Origin of the sequence: Mycobacterium sp. E183 (genome assembly GCF_001667735.1) — a bacterium.
Lineage (GTDB): Bacteria > Actinomycetota > Actinomycetes > Mycobacteriales > Mycobacteriaceae > Mycobacterium.
Map to the genome: position 1 here is coordinate 1 of NZ_LZJN01000187.1, position 17,285 is coordinate 17,285.

Annotated in this window: 13 protein-coding genes and 1 pseudogene; 9 read left to right on the top strand and 5 right to left on the bottom strand. The window is 69.3% G+C overall.

Translation table 11 applies throughout. From position 1 onward, the window contains the following. Positions 1-165: 165 nt before the first annotated feature. Complete coding sequence (locus A5691_RS22350; protein ID WP_067751451.1) at positions 166-927, bottom strand: hypothetical protein; 762 nt, start codon at positions 925-927, stop codon at positions 166-168. A 114-nt stretch (positions 928-1,041) separates the two neighbouring features. Here A5691_RS22350 and A5691_RS28830 point away from each other — a divergent pair. Together A5691_RS28830 and A5691_RS22355 are read left to right on the top strand one after the other, a co-directional pair. Further along, a pseudogene (locus tag A5691_RS28830) lies at positions 1,042-1,200 on the top strand (TetR/AcrR family transcriptional regulator); the annotation flags it as partial. Beyond that, entirely contained in the window at positions 1,201-1,641 is a 441-nt protein-coding gene (locus A5691_RS22355; RefSeq protein WP_231980956.1) for a TetR/AcrR family transcriptional regulator, read from the top strand. It begins immediately after the preceding pseudogene. Between the two features lie 47 nt (positions 1,642-1,688). Here the strand turns inward: A5691_RS22355 and A5691_RS22360 are convergent, their stop codons facing one another. From A5691_RS22360 to A5691_RS22370, 3 genes are all read right to left on the bottom strand, one after another. Beyond that, positions 1,689-4,373, bottom strand: a complete 2,685-nt coding sequence (locus A5691_RS22360) for a circularly permuted type 2 ATP-grasp protein (protein ID WP_068015416.1) — start codon at positions 4,371-4,373, stop codon at positions 1,689-1,691. Then, positions 4,373-7,705, bottom strand: a complete 3,333-nt coding sequence (locus A5691_RS22365; RefSeq protein WP_067780813.1) for a DUF2126 domain-containing protein — start codon at positions 7,703-7,705, stop codon at positions 4,373-4,375. Before A5691_RS22365 ends, A5691_RS22360 begins: the two co-directional genes overlap by 1 nt. 89 nt (positions 7,706-7,794) lie before the next feature. After that, the gene (locus A5691_RS22370; RefSeq protein WP_068266790.1) at positions 7,795-8,793 is read right to left on the bottom strand and encodes a hypothetical protein; all 999 of its coding nucleotides are present in this window, start codon (positions 8,791-8,793) and stop codon (positions 7,795-7,797) included. Positions 8,794-8,884: 91 nt separating this feature from the next. On the opposite strand from A5691_RS22370, the gene A5691_RS22375 reads away from it, so the two are divergent. Then, positions 8,885-10,237 (top strand): replication-associated recombination protein A, encoded by a 1,353-nt coding sequence (locus tag A5691_RS22375; protein WP_067784187.1) that lies wholly within the window; start codon positions 8,885-8,887, stop codon positions 10,235-10,237. Next, positions 10,234-10,569: a hypothetical protein gene (locus A5691_RS22380; RefSeq protein WP_067752775.1), complete on the top strand. Its 336-nt coding sequence runs from the start codon at positions 10,234-10,236 to the stop codon at positions 10,567-10,569. The genes A5691_RS22375 and A5691_RS22380 overlap by 4 nt, the downstream gene beginning before the upstream one ends. Positions 10,570-10,651: 82 nt before the next feature. Here the strand turns inward: A5691_RS22380 and A5691_RS22385 are convergent, their stop codons facing one another. Continuing rightward, positions 10,652-11,275, bottom strand: a complete 624-nt coding sequence (locus A5691_RS22385; protein WP_067752779.1) for a hypothetical protein — start codon at positions 11,273-11,275, stop codon at positions 10,652-10,654. Between the two features lie 170 nt (positions 11,276-11,445). Here A5691_RS22385 and A5691_RS22390 point away from each other — a divergent pair, with 170 nt between their 5' ends. From A5691_RS22390 to A5691_RS22410, 5 genes are all read left to right on the top strand, one after another. Continuing rightward, positions 11,446-11,835, top strand: coding sequence for a secondary thiamine-phosphate synthase enzyme YjbQ (locus tag A5691_RS22390; RefSeq protein WP_197499176.1), 390 nt, complete (start codon positions 11,446-11,448; stop codon positions 11,833-11,835). 111 nt (positions 11,836-11,946) lie between these two features. Further along, the gene (gene alaS, locus A5691_RS22395) at positions 11,947-14,640 is read left to right on the top strand and encodes an alanine--tRNA ligase (RefSeq protein WP_068266792.1); all 2,694 of its coding nucleotides are present in this window, start codon (positions 11,947-11,949) and stop codon (positions 14,638-14,640) included. Beyond that, entirely contained in the window at positions 14,641-15,150 is a 510-nt protein-coding gene (gene ruvX / locus A5691_RS22400) for a Holliday junction resolvase RuvX (RefSeq protein WP_067752787.1), read from the top strand. It begins immediately after the preceding gene. Further along, entirely contained in the window at positions 15,143-16,384 is a 1,242-nt protein-coding gene (gene mltG / locus A5691_RS22405; protein WP_067752790.1) for an endolytic transglycosylase MltG, read from the top strand. Before ruvX ends, mltG begins: the two co-directional genes overlap by 8 nt. After that, positions 16,371-17,180, top strand: coding sequence for a shikimate dehydrogenase (locus tag A5691_RS22410; protein WP_369807410.1), 810 nt, complete (start codon positions 16,371-16,373; stop codon positions 17,178-17,180). The genes mltG and A5691_RS22410 overlap by 14 nt, the downstream gene beginning before the upstream one ends. Positions 17,181-17,285 lie beyond the last annotated feature (105 nt).

Sequence of the window (17,285 nt, forward strand, 5' to 3'; positions counted from 1 at the left end):
CCCCACCTCGACCGCGGCCAACCCCGCACCAACACCTACCACCACCCCGAACGCTTCCTCCGCGACACCGACGACGACGAACCCGTTTGACGTAACGACCCGTTTCGCCCGGCTCCGCCGCGCTCGCGATCGCTGGATTTTAGTTAGGTCGACCCGTCAAGCGAGCTAAAACTTCACGGCAAGATCCTGGCGAGCCAACCTGCGAACACCCCAGAAGTAGGTGACGAGTGGCATGGTGCACCACAAGAGGTTCAGAACCACGAACTTGACCCACATCTCGGCTGGGCTTGTCATGCTTTGCAGATTGTTAGCGATCTCCACCCCGAAGTAGACCGCAGGCAGCGTGACCTCAACGATCATCCCACCCATGATGAATGACAGCTGAATGCTGGTGAAGCGCTTACCATTCCGGAAGAACTGCACCATGGCATACGCCTCGAAGAGTCCAATGAAGAAGGCGATCCACTCAAGGACGACGATGAGCGGGTCGCCGTTCAGGTACCGCGCGTCGCCTCCGAGCAAGATGGGTGACCACATGTACGTCCACAGCGCGCCATGCTGCACGCCGTTTCTGATCTGATCGAAGAACAGGAGCCACGGCAGTTCCCAGATGAATCGTGGAATCAGGGCGATGAAGACCCAGACGATCACCATCGCGCCTAAACGGTCCCACTTCGTGCGGTCACGTTGACCTGGAAGCGGAAGCCACGGGAGCGCAAGGGCCGTCGAGAAACAGCCCACGACGAAGACGACCAACGTGGTGGACGCGACGACGTGGGACACCCCAGCATGGAATTCGAGGTACCAGAAGACGATCTGGATGACGAAGAAGAACGCCAGGACGCCCAAGAGCGACTTTTGCAGTGACGAGAGTCCGCCCTCGGCCGGGTAAGCGTTCGTGTTGTCGGCGCTGATCGTCTGAGACATGAGGTGGGCTTTCGGGTGAGGTAAGCTGAACGCCGAAAGCATGGCATACGCCATGTTTTAATCGCAAGGCTACTGACCTAGGGTGCTGTGAATGAGCCAGCGCGGATCACAGACATGACTGGGCGCAGACGAACCGCCCCGCGCCGTCCGAGCACCGGGCGACAGCAGCGCGGGGACCGGACCCGCGAGTTACTCATCGACGAAACGGTTCGGTGCATTCGCGAGGAAGGCTTCTCCGCGGCTAGTGCCCGGCACATCATTGAGCGCGCCGGCGTGAGTTGGGGTGTCATTCAACATCACTTCGGGGACCGCGATGGTCTGCTAACTGCGGTGATCGAAGATGCCGTTGACCGTCTCGTCGCCTCGCTGGAGGTGTTGGCCGGTGAGCAGGTCATGGACACCCAAGACCTGGTGCGGGCAGCATGGGACGCCTTCGCCAATCCAAAGGCCATGGCGGGGTTGGAGATTCTCATCGCAACCAAGGACTTGCGTGACGGCCTTGATGAGCACCACTTGAAGCGTCTCGGCGCGGCCCTAGCGGCATTGATCACACGTTTGAATACCGGGGCCAACCGTGAACATGCCGTTGCGTTGGGCCTGCTGCTGTGGACAACACCGGTGGCGATGATGATTGCCGAGATGTTCGCCACGCCTCCGCTACGCCCAACGGATGCCCAAAAGGCGGTTGCCGATCTAATCGATGCGCATCGCTGAGCGCGGATCTGACGACGAACCCGTGTGACGCAATGAACCGCGTCGCCTTAGGCTGGCATCACCCGGCGTACGTCGGGGCCCCACAGCGGCTGCACGGCGGGCAGCGCCAGCTGCGTGGTGGTGATGACCTCGGCCAGCTCGCGCAACTGCGTGTGCACCGAATCGAGTAGCTCGGCCAGCTCCGTGCGCAGCCCGTCCTCGCTGACCTCTTCCAGCTCGGCGGGATGCGAGCGGCGCAACAGGGTGCCGATCTCGTCCACCAGCCGCTCCGGCCGCGACGATCCCGATGCACCCGGCAGGTCTTTGAGGTTGGCCCGCAGCCGCTCGACCTGGTACAGCAACGAGCGCGGGTTCTGCGCGTCGAACAGCATCAGCTCGGCCACGGCGGCGACGCTCACCTTGCCCACGGTGCGGCGTCGGTAGATCACCGAGGACTCGCACGCCACCAGCGTCGCCTCGATGATCGTCTGCTCGGCGATGGCGCCGCGGACGGCGGTCAGCGTCGCCCGCAGCAGCGCGGTCAGCCACAGGCCGCGTTCGATGCGCTTGCCGATGTCCATCATCGACCAGCCCACGTCGCGCACCATCGACTCACCGGCCACACCCGCAAGGGTCAGCATCCCGGCCAGCGTCTGCACCTGAGCCGACGCGAGGAGCGCGTCGGCTTCGGCGAGCGAGTCCGGCGGCTCGCGACGCTGCGCCAGCGCTCGTTCCACCCCGGCCAGCACCATCCAGGTGTCGTTCGACATCTGGTCTCGCACCGCCCTGGCGGCCAGCGCCAGACCTTCCACCGACTGCACCAGGGACCCGGGGCGATCGGGGTCCACGGTCAACGACCACAACGTCGAGGGCGCGACTGCGATCATTTCGGCTGCGTCCCTGGCACTCTCGTCGGTCCAGTCGTCGGCGCTCGTGTCGGTCCCGGTGATCAGGCCCAGCGCGGCCATCAGCACCGGCACACACGCGCTCTCCTCGGTGTGCTGCTGATGCCGGTACACGTGGAACCTGTCGCGGGCGACCAGCAGCAGCCGCGCCATGTTCTCCGCGCGCTCGCCGTAGCGGCCGATCCAGAACAGGTCGGACAGCACGCGCGGCGAGCTGACGCCCCAGGTACCGGCCGCGGACTTCGCCGGTGGCGGCGGGGACGGCAGACTCACCGCCTCGGCCCGCGCACGCTCCGTCGGGCGGACCCAGACATCCTTAGCGGCAACGGTTTCCAGCGTGTACGCGGCGGGACCGGGTGCCAGCACGTAGCCGACCCCGCCAATCATGGGGGCGTACCCGCTGCGCTGGGCGACGTTGAACAACCGGATCCCGACGCCGGCCGACGACAACACCCCGGCGTGGTCGGTGGGCGCCGACGAGAACTGTGGCAGCTCCTGGCCGATCCACTGCCACGGCATCTTCTCGATCCGGCCGGCCAGTTGTGTCAGCTGATACGACGAAAGCGTCGGCCCGACAAGGGCTTTCCCGCCGACGGTAGACTTCACCAAAAGCGACGACAGGTTCGCCAGCAGGTGCGAGCGTTCGCTGGCGATGCCGCCCCAATAGACCGGCGCGGTGTGCAGCAGCGGGGCCTCGGACAGCAGGCGCTCGGACAGCTGGGGCAGAAACCGCAGCAGCCCGGGGTTTTCCAGGATGCCGCTGCCAAACGTGTTGACCACGGTCACCGTCCCGCGGTGGCACGCCTCCACCAGACCGGCCACCCCGAGCCGGGAGTCGGCGCGCAGATCCAGCGGGTCGGCGTAATCGGCGTCCACCCGACGCAGGACGACGTCGACCCGTTTCAAGGTGCCCAGCGAGCGCATCCACAATTTGCCGTCGCGCACCACCAGGTCCGCGCTCTCCACCAACGGGAAACCCAGGAGCGTGGCCAGATACGCCTGATCGAAGGCGGTTTCGGAAAAGATACCCGGGCTGAGCACCACCACCACGGGATCCTGGGCAACGTCGGGCGCGGCATCGATCAGCGCCAGCCGCAAGGCCTGGGCGAACGGCGTCGTCGGTCGCGGTGCGATCCGCTCGTAGAGGTCGGGGACCGAGTGCGCGACGACGCGCCGGTCGGCCAGCGCGTAGCCGGCGCCGGACGGCGCCTGCGTCCAGTCGGCGTTGACCTGAAAGGCTCCGTCCGGCAGCCGGCTGACGTCACAGGCGTGCAGGAAAAGCTGGTGATGCCCGGGTATTTCGATGCCGTTGGCGGCCCGCACGTAGCCCGGATGGGCGAACAGCAGCTCCGGCGGCAGCACGCCCTCGGTGAGCAGGCTGCGCGATCCGTACAGGTCGGCGAGCACGGCGTCGAGCAGGCGGGACCGCTGCACCAGACCGGCCTCCAGCAACTCCCATTCCGCGGCGGACAGCACGATCGGCAGCGTGTCGAGGATCCACGGCCGAGGCTCCAGGCCGTGCCCGCCGGGTTCGACGTCGGTGTAAGTGATGCCGTCGCTGTCGATCAGGCTGCGCACCACCGACCGCAGCCGGTCCAGCCCCGCCCGGCCGCGCTCGGCGATGGTGTCGGCCAGCTCCGCCCAGGCCGGTCGGACGTTCCCGTCCTGATCGACGAATTCGTCGTAACCGGCGGCGGGGCCGTGCCGCAGATCGAACAGCGCCTCCTGGGCGCGTGCGGCGCGATACCCGGCAAGCAGGCGGTCCGCGTCTTCGTAGCGGTCCTCGTGGCGCCCGCCAGCGGCCGCCGGGGGTGCACCGGTGCCGAATGTCATGTCCGCAAACGCCATTACTGCTGAACGGTACGCACGCGGCGCAGGTCTAGGATGCCCGGCGCGCCGATGTCGGTGAAGATGCGTGCCTGCTTTTCCCGGATGTCCGACAAGTCGAGCTTGCCGGGGGTGAAGCCGGTGGCCTCGAACCGGCGGGCGCGGCGCGCCTCGGCCTCGACGGCGTTGACGGGCGGTTCGTCGTAGGCCCGCCCGCCGGGGTGCGCGACGTGATAGGTGCACCCGCCGCGCGACGTGCCCGTCGTCAGGTCGATCAGCTCGAACTGCAGGGGGACGTCGGTGCTGATCGTCGGGTGCAGCGCGCTGGGCGGCTGCCACGCCTTGAACCGGACCCCGCCTACGTGGATGTCGGGGTTGTCGGTGGCCAGCAGCGGCACCGGGTAGCCGTTGACCGTCACCACGTAACGGTGGCGGTCCGCGCCGATGATCCGGATCTGGATGCGCTCGACCGACGAGTCGACGTAGCGGGCGGTGCCGCTGGCCGTGGCCTCCTCGCCGAGGGTGTTCCACGGTTCGATCGCCCCGCGCAACTCGATCTCGACGCCGTCGAACACCGCGGTGCCGATGCGCGGGAAGCGGAACTCGGTGAACGGGTCCAGCCAGCTGGTCTCGAACGCGATGCCGTCCGCGCGCAGGTCGGCGGCGACATCGGCGATGTCGTGAATCAGGAAGTGCGGCAACAGGTATCGCCCATGTAGGTTGGCGCCGTGGCGGATCAGCGGGGCGCGCAGCGGCTCGTCCCAGAACCACGCCACCAGCGAGCGCACCAGCAGCGATTGCACCATCGCCATGCGCAGATGCGGGGGCATCTCGAACCCGCGCAACTCCAGCAGGCCGAGCCGGCCGCGGGGGCTGTCGGGGCTGTAGAGCTTGTCGATGCAGAATTCGGCGCGGTGGGTGTTGCCGGTGATATCGGTCAGCAGGTGGCGCAACGCGCGGTCGATCACCCACGGCCGGGGGGCGTTGCCCCCGAAAGGTCCGGAGAGCCGGGTGATTTCGGCGAACGCGATCTCGAGCTCGTAGAGGGCCTCGGCGCGGCCCTCGTCGACGCGTGGTGCCTGTGAGGTGGTGCCGACGAACCGGCCGGCGAACAAATAGGACAGCGACGGGTGTCGTTGCCAGTACGTCAGCAGCGAGACCAACAGGTCCGGGCGCCGCAGCAGGGGCGAGTCCGCGGGGGTGACGCCGCCCAGCGTGATGTGGTTGCCGCCGCCGGTGCCGCCGTGGGTGCCGTCGACGTCGAACGACTCGGTGGACAGCCGGGCCAATCGCGCTTGCTCGTAGAGGGTTTCGAGCTGCTGGCTCTGTTCGGCGAAGCTGGCGGTGGGCGCGACGTTGACCTCGATGACGCCGGGGTCCGGGGTGATCGTGGTCGACCTCAGCCGGGGGTCCGGCGGGGGATCGTAGCCCTCGATCACGACCGGGCAGTCAGCCTTGGCCGCGGCGGCCTCGACGCGGGCGATGAGGTCGACGAAGTGTTCCAGTGCCTCGGTGGGCGGCATGAAAAGGTAGAGCAGCCCGTCGCGCACCTCGGCGACCATCGCGGTGGGCGGGGCGGTGTCGGAGTCGTCCACCACCGCCTGGTCCGATTCCGTCGTCAGCGCGTCGCCGGCGGCGTGGGGATCGGCGTCGAACGACGGGCGCGGCGGGCGCCAGCTGATCGCGTCCAGGGGCAGGCGCAGACCCGCCGGAGAATCGCCGTGCAGCAGCACGATTCGGCCCCGGCGCAGCCGCCAGTCCGCGCTGGCCCACCCGGCGCCGTCGTCGCGGCGGTGCAGCGGCAGCACGAAAGCCGCCGGGGCCGTTACGGATTCGTCGAGGCGGCCCAGCAGCGCCGCGCGACCGGCGGGGGTGTCCTCCTCGAGGTCGTCGGCCGGGTCCACCGGGTCGCCCTGCGGTTGCCGGACTTTTTCCGCCAGCCGGTGCAGCGGGTCCTCGTAGGCGGGCCGCACCTGCGAAAGTGGCAGCCCCAGCCCGTCGGCGAGGCCGGCGAGCACCTGGCGGGCGGCCTCACCGTCGACTGCTTCCGGCCGGTCCCCCCACGGGTCGGCCAACAGCGCGCCGTCGTTCCACAGCGGCCGCCCGTCGGTGCGCCAGTAGAGCGCAATCTGCCAGCGCGGCAACGGTTCGCCCGGATACCAACGGCCCTGCCCGCGCTGGATCAACCCGTTCGGCGCCCACACCTCCTTGAGGCGCGCGGCCAGGTCGGAGGCGCGCTGCCGCTTGTGCGGCCCGTCGGCGGCGGTGGTCCACTCCTTGGCGACCTGATTGTCCACCGAGACGAAGGTCGGCTCACCGCCGATGGTCAGCCGCACGTCGGCGGCGGCCAGCCGTTCGTCCACGCGCCGGCCGACGTCGCAGATCGTCTGCCACGCCTCGTCGGTGTAGGGCAGCGTGACGCGGGGGTCCTCGTGGATGCGGGTGACGGTGTTGGAGAACTCCAGCACGGATTCGCAGGGCTCGGTGCCGCCGCTGATGGGTGCCGCGGACGCCGGGTGCGGCGTGGCGGCCAGCGGGATGTGGCCCTCGCCGGCGAACAGCCCCGACGTCGGGTCCAGCCCGATCCAGCCCGCGCCCGGGATGTACACCTCGGTCCAGGCGTGCAGGTCGGTGAAGTCGGCGGCGGGGCCCGACGGCCCGTCGAGCGCCTCCACGTCCGAGGCGAGCTGCACCAGATATCCCGACACGAAGCGGGCGGCCAGGCCGAGCTGGCGCAGAATCGACACCAGCAGCCACGCGGAGTCGCGGCACGAGCCCACCCCGGTGCGCAGCGTGTAATCAGGTGTCTGGACACCGGGTTCCATCCGCAGGCTGTAGGCGACGTCGGCGTTGACCGCGTGGTTGAGCGCGACCAGCAAGTCGATGGTGCGCGTGCCCTCGTCCACCGAGAAGTTCTCCACCCACGCCCGCGTGAGCTCACCCGGCCCCGATCCCTCGCCCGCTTCGTCGACGGGGCGCAGGTAGGGCTCCAGGTCGTCGGCCAGATCCTTGGGATAGGTCAGCCCGGCCCGTCCGGTGGAGGGGGCCCAGGTCTCGGCCCAGTCCTCGATGAAGAAGTCGAACGGGTTGATCACCTTGAGGTCGGCGATGAGTCCCACCGTGATGGTCAGCCGGCGCATCGGATTCGGAAAAACAAGCCGCGCAAGGAAATTGCCTACCACGTCCTGCTGCCAGTTGATGAAGTGCTCTTCCGGCTCGATGCGCAGCGAGTAGGCCTCGAGGGGCGTGCGGCAATGGGGCGCCGGTCGCAGCCGAACGACGTGCGGGAACACCCGGACCGGCCGGTCAAAGGTGTAGCTGGTGCGGTGCTCCAGCGCGACTTTGATGCTCATAACAAGGTGATTGCATCACAAGCGCCACAAGGCCGCAGCGCACCACAGCCGCGGCTAACAGCGCCGTAACTTCGGGCGTGGCTTTGAGGTCAGACCTGCTGCGGCCCGGGCGGCGGGCCCGGCTGGTAGCCCGCTTGCGGCACGGGAACAACCTGGCCGCCGGTCAGCTTGCGGTAGGCGTAGGTCAGGATCAGCGCGTCGAGCGGCGCCGTCACCAGCAGGCCGACCCCGCACGCCAGCGCCCCGGCGAAGATCAGGGCCATCACCACCAGCCACACCAGCAGCGCGTTGGCGAAATTCGACCCCACCAGCGAGAAGCTGGAGGTGAAGCCCTTGATCGCCGACTCCGAACGATCGACGACGAACAGGATGGTGAACTGCACGAACAGGCTCAGCACCAGGCCCGGAACGAAGCACAACGAGTAGCCGATCGAGGTGAGGACACCGACGATCAGCGCGGCCAGGAATGCCATCCCCAGGTTGCGGGGCCTGAAGAACGACGCGATGGTCACCGGCCGCCCGTCGGCGATGTCCAGGCAGCCGGACAGGAAGCCGGCCTGGGCGAACGCGGTGACCAGGTAGGTCAGCAGGGTGCCGATGATGAAGACGACCAGGGCGGCGCCGGTGAGGTTGGTCGTGAAATAAAAGCCGTAGTCGTCACTGGTCGCCGTGTTCGGCGACATGTTCTGGCCCGCGATGTTCACCCCGGTGGCCACGCCGAACAACAGGCCGTACACCAGCGCCGGCACGATCAACACCAGCGCGTTCTTGGTGAACGTGTTCCAAGCCCAGCTGAAGGCGTCACCGACGCTGAACCCCGGGGCGGCGGGTGCCCCATAGCCGGGCTGGGGGTAGCCGCCGTACCCCGGCGGGGGCGCGCCATAGCTGGGCGGCGGGCCGTAGCCGGGCGGCGGGGTGCCGTAGCCCGGGGGCGGGCCGTAGCCGGGTGATTGCGGGGGAGGTACGCCGTAGCCGGGTGATTGCGGGGGAGGCGCGCCGTAACCGGGCGGGGGCGGATAGCCCGGAGGGTTGTGCTCGCTGCCGTACGGGTCGGCCGGGGTGCCTGGATATTCGGGAGGCTGGCTCATGTCCGTCCTAGCTGTTGACTCAACCTGTGGGCACGCGCACACGGGAACTTAGCAAAGATGTCGGGGCGGCGCCCGGATTCGTTTTCGTGGTATGCCTGATGCCGTGTCCGACGGTCTTTTTGACCTGCCCGGCGCGGCGCCGACGAGCGATCACGGCCTGGGCGTGTCGGCCGGTGCGCCGCTGGCCGTGCGCATGCGGCCGGCCTCGTTGGACGAGGTGGTCGGCCAGGAGCACCTGCTGGCGCCCGGGTCGCCGCTGCGCCGCCTGGTCGAGGGATCCGGCGTGGCGTCGGCCATCCTCTACGGCCCGCCCGGCAGCGGCAAGACGACGCTGGCCGCGCTGATCTCCCAGGCGACCGGTCGCCGGTTCGAGGCGCTGTCGGCGCTGTCGGCCGGGGTCAAAGACGTGCGCGCCGTCATCGACCAGGCGCGGCAGGCGTTGTTGCGCGGCGAGCAGACGGTGCTGTTCATCGACGAGGTGCACCGCTTCTCCAAGACCCAGCAGGACGCCCTGCTGTCCGCCGTGGAGAACCGGGTGGTGCTGCTGGTGGCCGCGACCACCGAGAACCCGTCGTTCTCGGTCGTGGCGCCGCTGCTGTCCCGCTCGCTGATCCTGCAGCTGCGCCCGCTCAGCGCCGACGACATCCGCGCCGTGGTACAGCGGGCGATCGACGATCCGCGCGGACTGGACGGCCGGGTCGCGGTGACGCCCGAGGCCGTCGACCTGCTGGTGCGGCTGGCCGCCGGCGACGCCCGGCGGGCGCTGACCGCGCTGGAGGTCGCGGCCGAAGCCACCGAGTCGGTGAGCGTCGAGACCATCGAGCAGTCGCTGGACAAGGCCGCGGTGCGCTACGACCGGGACGGCGACCAGCACTACGACGTCATCAGCGCCTTCATCAAGTCGGTGCGGGGCTCGGACGTCGACGCGGCGCTGCACTACCTGGCCCGCATGCTCGTCGCGGGGGAGGACCCGCGGTTCCTCGCGCGGCGGCTGATGATCCTGGCCAGCGAGGACATCGGCATGGCCGACCCCAGCGCGCTGCAGATCGCGGTGGCGGCCGCGCAGACCGTGCAGCTGATCGGCATGCCCGAGGCGCAGCTGACGCTGGCCCACGCCACCATCCACCTGGCCACCGCGCCCAAGTCGAACTCCGTGACCACCGCGCTCGCCGCGGCGATGGACGACATCAAGGCGGGCAAGGCGGGCCTGGTGCCGCCCCACCTGCGCGACGGGCACTATTCCGGCGCGGCGGCGCTGGGACACGCGCAGGGGTATCGGTATTCGCACAACGATCCCGACGGTGTCCTGGCCCAGCAATATCCGCCGGACGAGTTGGTGGACGTGGACTACTACCGGCCGACCGGCCGCGGCGGTGAGCGGGAGATGGCCGGGCGGCTGGAGCGGTTGCGGGCGATCATCCGGGGAAAGCGGGGGCGGTCATGAAAACCTTCACCGACGACGAGATGGGCCGGCTGCTGGCCACCACCCAGCCCTACAGCGTCGTCATCCTCAAGCAGGGGCCGCGGTTCGGCGACGAGACGACACCGGGGACCGTCTGGGAGCACGGGCGGCGCAACTTCGGGCTGCGCGACGACGGCGTCATGCCCATCGTGTTGCCGGTCACCGACGGCTCCGAGGTCTGCGGGATCGCGGTGTTCGCGGCCTCGGTCGACGACACCGCCGCGATCATGGCCGACGACCCGGGTGTGGCCGCGGGCGTCTTCACCTTCGAGGTGCATCCCTGCCGGGGATTCCCGGGCGACGCGCTGCCCTGAACGCATCGAGCGTCACGCTGGCGTGACACTGGTCGGCAGCCGCCACGCTGGCGTGACACTCGGCGAAAGAAGCGTGCTAGCGCTAGACCAGCTCGGGCACCCGCAGGTGGGCGATCGCCAGCTCGAATTCGGCGACGTCGATCACCTCGGCGCCCAGCTCCCGGACGCGCCTGCTCCGCAATTCGTTCGCCCGGTCGCTGTTGCGGGCCATCGCGTCCATCGAGTCGAACGTCGAGCACGACACCGCCCGACGGCACGCCGGATGGTCGACCAGCAGGCTGGCGCTGCAGAACCCGTCGAGCTCCTCGAGCTCCGGCAGCACCGACGAGCGGTAGAAGTCCAGGGACCGGGTGAGCTGGTCCGGCACCACCTTGAGCCAGGTGGCCCGCACGCAGGCACCCTGCCGCGACGGATGGTCGCGGTGCAGCAAAGCGATGTCCCACTCCTCGACCCGCGCGCTGCCGTCGAACATCAGCGCGGCCTGATCGCGAATCGGGGCGACCCGTTCGGCGCTGGCGCGCATCGCGTCGATGCTGTCCCACGAGCTGGTGGCGATGCAGGTCCCGGACTGCCGGTCGACCAACAGCGACAGCCCGACACACCCCTCGATCTCGGTGAGGGCGGGCATGACAACATCGCGAACGTGCGCGATCCCGATGTCGACCGACAAGGGTTGCGCCTGGATGGTGGTGGAGCGTGCGTACACGGCCGACCTCCTCTGTAGGGCTTATATCCAAGGAGCCCGTGGCGCCACCGGCCCCACCAGTTACCTTCCTCCTGCCCAATGCGCCCCGCAATGCCCAAATGTGGTCGCGCTCACAATCGATTGGCTGCCCGCAACGTGTGCGCCGTAGGCTGGTTCGGATGCATACCGACGTGCTGGACGTGGACACAACACGACGCCGCATCGTCGATCTGACCGAGGCGGTGCGGGGCTTCTGCTGGTCGAGGGGCGACGGGTTGTGCAACGTGTTCGTCCCGCACGCCACCGCGGGCGTCGCCATCATCGAAACGGGGGCCGGCTCCGACGAAGACCTGCTCGACACGCTGGAACGGCTGCTGCCGCGCGACGACCGGTATCGGCACTCGCACGGCTCGCCGGGCCACGGCGCGGATCACGTGATGCCGGCGCTGGTCGCGCCGTCGGTGACCGTGCCGGTCTCCGGGGGCGAGCCGATGCTGGGCACCTGGCAAAGCATCGTGCTGGTCGATTTGAACCGGGACAACCCACAACGCTCGGTGCGGCTGAGCTTTCTGGAGGGTTAGCGGCCCGGTAGCCAGCTACTCCAGCGAATACGCTGGAATAGACGTTCACGCGACAAAGCAACACGCGACAAAGCAACACGCGACAAAGCAAAAGGAAGAAGCGGACTCAAAGTGCAGACACACGAGATCAGGAAGCGGTTTCTTGATCATTTCGTGAAGGCGGGCCACACCGAGGTGCCGAGCGCATCGGTGATCCTCGACGACCCCAACCTGCTGTTCGTCAACGCGGGCATGGTCCAGTTCGTGCCGTACTTCCTGGGAGCGCGCACGCCGCCGTACTCGACGGCCACCAGCATCCAAAAGTGCATCCGCACGCCCGACATCGACGAGGTGGGCATCACCACCCGCCACAACACCTTCTTTCAGATGGCCGGCAACTTCTCGTTCGGCGATTACTTCAAGCGCCGCGCCATCGAGCTGGCGTGGACTCTGCTGACCAACGGGTTGTCCGAGGGCGGCTACGGCCTGGATCCCGAAAGGATCTGGACGACGGTCTATTTCGACGACGACGAGGCCGTGCAGCTGTGGCAGGAGATCGCCGGGCTGCCGGCCGAGCGGATCCAGCGCCGCGGCATGGAAGACAACTACTGGTCCATGGGCATCCCCGGCCCGTGTGGCCCGTCGTCGGAGATCTACTACGACCGCGGCGAAGAGTTCGGGGTCGGTGGCGGCCCGGTGGCCAACGAAGACCGCTACATCGAGATCTGGAACCTCGTGTTCATGCAGAACGAACGCGGCGAGGGCACTTCCAAGACCGACTTCGAAATCCTCGGCCCGTTGCCCCGCAAGAACATTGACACCGGCATGGGCGTCGAGCGGGTCGCGTTCATCCTGCAGGGCGTGCACAACGTGTACGAGACCGACCTGCTGCGGCCCGTCATCGACGCGGTGGCCGCCCGCGCGCCGCGCGGATATGACGTGGGCAACCACTCCGACGATGTGCGCTACCGGGTGATCGCCGACCACAGCCGCACCGCGGCGATCCTGATCGGCGACGGCGTCACGCCCGGCAACGACGGTCGCGGCTACGTGCTGCGCCGGCTGCTGCGCCGGGTGATCCGTTCGGCCAAGCTGCTCGACATCGACGGGCCCATCGTCGGCGAGTTGATGACCACCGTGCGCGACGCGATGGGGCCGTCGTATCCCGAACTGGTCGCCGACTTCGACCGGATCAGGCGCATCGCCGTCGCCGAGGAGACCGCGTTCAACCGCACGCTGGCGGCCGGTTCCAAGCTGTTCGACGAGGTCGCCGGCACCACCAAAGAGGCTGGGGCCAAAGCGATCTCGGGCTCGGACGCTTTCACGCTGCACGACACCTACGGCTTCCCGATCGAGCTGACCCTGGAGATGGCCGCCGAGGCGGGCCTGCAGGTCGACGAGATCGGCTTCCGGGAACTGATGGCCGAGCAGCGCCGGCGCGCGAAGGCGGACGCCGCCGCTCGCAAGCACGCCCACGCCGACCTGAGCGCCTATCGGGAGCTGGTCGACGCCGGCCCGACGGAATTCACCGGCTTCGACGAATTGTCCTCCGAGGCAAAGATTCTGGGCATCTTCGTGGACGGCAAGCGGGTCCCGGTCGTCACGCACGGCGCCGAGGGCGCGCAGCAAGTCGAACTGGTGCTGGACCGCACGCCGCTCTACGCCGAGTCCGGCGGGCAGATCGCCGACGAGGGCACCATCAGCGGGACCGGCGCAGGCGCGAGCGCCCGCGCGGCGGTCACCGACGTGCAGAAGATCGCGAAAACCCTGTGGGTGCATCGGGTCAACGTCGAATCCGGGGAGTTCGTGGAGGGCGACACCGTGGTCGCCGCGGTCGATCCGGAATGGCGCCGGGGCGCCACCCAGGGCCACTCGGGCACCCACATGGTGCATGCCGCGCTGCGACAGGTGCTGGGCCCCAACGCCGTTCAGGCGGGATCGCTGAATCGCCCCGGCTACCTGCGGTTCGACTTCAACTGGCAGGGTCCGCTGTCCGACGAGCAGCGCACCCAGGTCGAAGAGGTCACCAACCAGGCCGTCCAGGCCGACTTCGAGGTGCACACGTTCACCGAGCAGCTGGAGAAGGCCAAGGCGATGGGCGCAATGGCGATGTTCGGCGAGGCCTACCCGGACGAGGTGCGGGTGGTCGAGATCGGCGGGCCGTTCTCGCTCGAGCTCTGCGGCGGGACCCACGTGCACAACTCCGCTCAGATCGGGCCGGTGACCATCCTGGGCGAATCGTCGGTCGGCTCCGGCGTGCGCCGGGTGGAGGCCTACGTCGGGCTGGACTCCTTCCGCCACCTGGCCAAGGAGCGCGCGCTGATGGCGGGGCTGGCCTCGTCGCTGAAGGTGCCGTCCGACGAGGTGCCCGCCCGGGTGGCCGGACTGGTGGAGCGGCTCAAGGCGGCCGAGAAGGAACTCGAACGCGCACGGCTGGCGAGCGCGCGCGCCGCCGCGACCAACGCGGCGGCCGGCGCGGAGCGTATCGGTAACGTCCGTGTGGTGGCGCAACGCATGTCGGTGGGGATGACGGCCGGCGACCTGCGCTCCCTGGTGGGCGACATCCGCGGCAAGCTGGGCAGCGACCCCGCCGTGGTGGCGCTGATCTCCGAGGGCGAGGGGGGCAGTGTGCCGTACGCGGTCGCCGCCAACCCCGCCGCCCAGGACCTCGGGCTCCGCGCCAACGACCTGATCAAGCAGCTCGCCGCGACGGTCGACGGCCGCGGCGGAGGCAAGCCGGACCTGGCGCAGGGTTCCGGAAAGGACCCCAGCCGCATCGACGCGGCGCTGGAGGCGGTCCGCTCCGAGATAGCGCGGGTCGGCTGAGTGGTCCCCGCACAGCATCGCGTGCCCGACCGGCCCGGCGACCCTGACCAGGATCCCGGCCGGGGGCGGCGGCTCGGCATCGACGTCGGCAGCGTGCGCATCGGCGTCGCCAGCAGCGACCCCGACGGCATCCTGGCCACCCCGGTGGAAACCGTGCGCCGTGACCGCTCCGGCAAGCACGTGCGCCGACTGGCCGAGCTGGCCGCCGAACTCGGCGCGGTCGAGGTGGTCGTCGGGCTGCCACGCACGCTGGCCGACCGCACCGGCCCGTCGGCGATCGACGCGATGGAGCTGGCCGACACGCTGGCCCAGCGGATCGCCCCCACGCCCGTGCGCCTGGCCGACGAGCGCCTGACCACCGTGAGCGCGCAGCGCTCGCTGCGCGCGGCCGGCGTCCGCGCCCGCGAACAGCGGGCCGTGATCGACCAGGCGGCCGCGGTGGCCATCCTGCAGAGCTGGCTCGACCAGCGCCGCGCCGCCCTGACGGCGGGGGAGCCCGCCGATGGTTGACAGCGCACGACGGCAACGCGCCGAGCCCGAGGCGGTCGGCACGTCGCGGAAGCGCAGCCGCGTCGCCCGGAACCGGGCCGAACGGGGCCGACGCCAGCGGCGGTTCGCCGGCAAGATCGTGCTCGCGGTCGTCGCCGTCGTCGTGCTGGTGGCCGTGTTCGTCGGCGCCAAGCTGTGGCACACGGTGTTCGGAGCCGGCGACGACTACGCCGGAAATGGCAAGCAGGACATCGTGATTCAGATCAAGGACGGTGACTCGACCACCAACGTCGGGGAGACGCTGCAGCACGAGCAGGTGGTCAAGACCGTCCGGGCATTCGTCAACGCCGCGCACGGCAACAGCAAGATCTCCTCGATCCAGCCCGGCTTCTACCGAATGCGCACCGAGATCCCGGCGGCCGACGCCGTCGCACGGCTGGCCGATCCGAACAGCCGGGTGGGCCGGCTGGTCATCCCGGAGGGCCGTCAGCTCGACGACACCACCGACATGAAGACCAACGTGGTGACCCCGGGGATCCTGACGCTGATCTCCCGCGCCACGTGCGTGACCCTCGACGGCAACCAGCACTGCGTCGCGGTGGAGGAGCTGCGGGCGGCGGCGACCAACAGCGCGCCCGCCGCGCTCGCGGTGCCGCCGTGGGCCGTCGAACCCTTCACCGAGCTCGGCAAGGACCATCGCCGGATCGAGGGGCTGATCGCGCCGGGAACCTTCAACGTGGACCCGTCCGCCTCTGCCGAGACCATCCTGTCGAGCCTGATCAGCGCCGGGGGCGTCGAGTACATGAAGTCCGGGTTGGTGGACACCGCCCAGTCCATGGGCCTGTCGCCGTACGACATCCTGGTGGTGGCCTCGCTGGTGGAGCAGGAATCCAAGTCGCAGGACTTCGCGAAGGTCGCGCAGGTGATCTACAACCGCCTGCACGCCCACCACACGCTGGAATTCGACTCGACGGTCAACTACCCGCTGGATCGCCGGGAGGTGGCCACCACCGACGCCGACCGCGCCCAGAAGACGCCGTGGAACACCTACGTGTCGCAGGGGCTGCCCGCGACGGCGATCTGTTCGCCGGGCGTCGACGCGCTGCGCGCCGCCGAGCATCCCGAGCCCGGCGACTGGCTGTACTTCGTCACCATCGACGCCCAGGGGACGACGCTGTTCACCAAGGATTATCAGCAGCATCTGGCCAACATCGAGCTGGCTAAGCGCAACGGTGTCCTCGATAGCGCGCGCTGAGGGCGGACCCCGGAAAGCGGCGGTGCTCGGCAAGCCGATCGCCCACTCGAAGTCCCCGCAGCTGCACCTGGCCGCCTACCGGGCGCTGGGCCTGCTGGACTGGACCTACGACCGCATCGAATGTGACGGCGAGCGGCTGCCGGCCGTCGTCGGCGGCTTCGGGCCCGAGTGGGTCGGGGTGTCGGTCACCATGCCGGGCAAGTTCGCGGCGCTGCGCTTCGCCGACGAGCGCACCGAGCGGGCCGAACGGGTGGGGTCGGCCAACACCCTGGTCCGCACGCCCGCCGGCTGGCGGGCCGACAACACCGACATCGACGGCGTCGCGGGGGCGCTTTCGTCGGCCACCGGGCCCGCGCTGGTGTGCGGGTCGGGCGGCACCGCGCCGGCGGCCGTCCTGGGCCTGGCGCAGCTGGGCGTCCCCGCCATCACCGTCGTCGCGCGCAACCCCGACAAGGCCGCCCGGCTGGTGGAGTTGGGCACCGGAATCGGGGTCCGGACGCGGTTCGTGAACATCGACGACGACGGCCTAGGGACCGCGGTGGCCGCCGCCGAGGTGCTGGTCAGCACGATCCCCGCCGACGTCGCGGCGCGGTACGCGGGCACCCTCGCCGCGATCCCGGTCCTGCTGGACGCCGTCTACGACCCGTGGCCCACGCCGCTGGCCGCCGCGGTGGCCGCCGCCGGCGGCCGCGTGATCAGCGGCCTGCAGATGTTGTTGCACCAGGCGTTCACCCAGGTCGAGCTATTCACAGGGCAACCGGCGCCGCGAGAGGCCATGGCCGCCGCTCTGGGCTAACGTCCCGCACGTCGGATGCCCCAGGTCAACAACCGAGCGTGGGGCCTAGGGACGACATCGCCACCGTTTTCGTACCTAGCCCCACACTCGCGGCGCACACAGGAG

Bases quoted from the DNA above. Each gene is read 5' to 3' on its own strand.
- A5691_RS22370 (WP_068266790.1), bottom strand. From the start codon at position 8,793: ATGAGCCAGCCTCCCGAATATCCAGGCACCCCGGCCGACCCGTACGGC.
- A5691_RS22375 (WP_067784187.1), top strand. From the start codon at position 8,885: ATGCCTGATGCCGTGTCCGACGGTCTTTTTGACCTGCCCGGCGCGGCG.
- A5691_RS22365 (WP_067780813.1), bottom strand. From the start codon at position 7,705: ATGAGCATCAAAGTCGCGCTGGAGCACCGCACCAGCTACACCTTTGAC.
- A5691_RS22380 (WP_067752775.1), top strand. From the start codon at position 10,234: ATGAAAACCTTCACCGACGACGAGATGGGCCGGCTGCTGGCCACCACC.
- A5691_RS22360 (WP_068015416.1), bottom strand. From the start codon at position 4,373: ATGGCGTTTGCGGACATGACATTCGGCACCGGTGCACCCCCGGCGGCC.
- A5691_RS22350 (WP_067751451.1), bottom strand. From the start codon at position 927: ATGTCTCAGACGATCAGCGCCGACAACACGAACGCTTACCCGGCCGAG.
- mltG (WP_067752790.1), top strand. From the start codon at position 15,143: ATGGTTGACAGCGCACGACGGCAACGCGCCGAGCCCGAGGCGGTCGGC.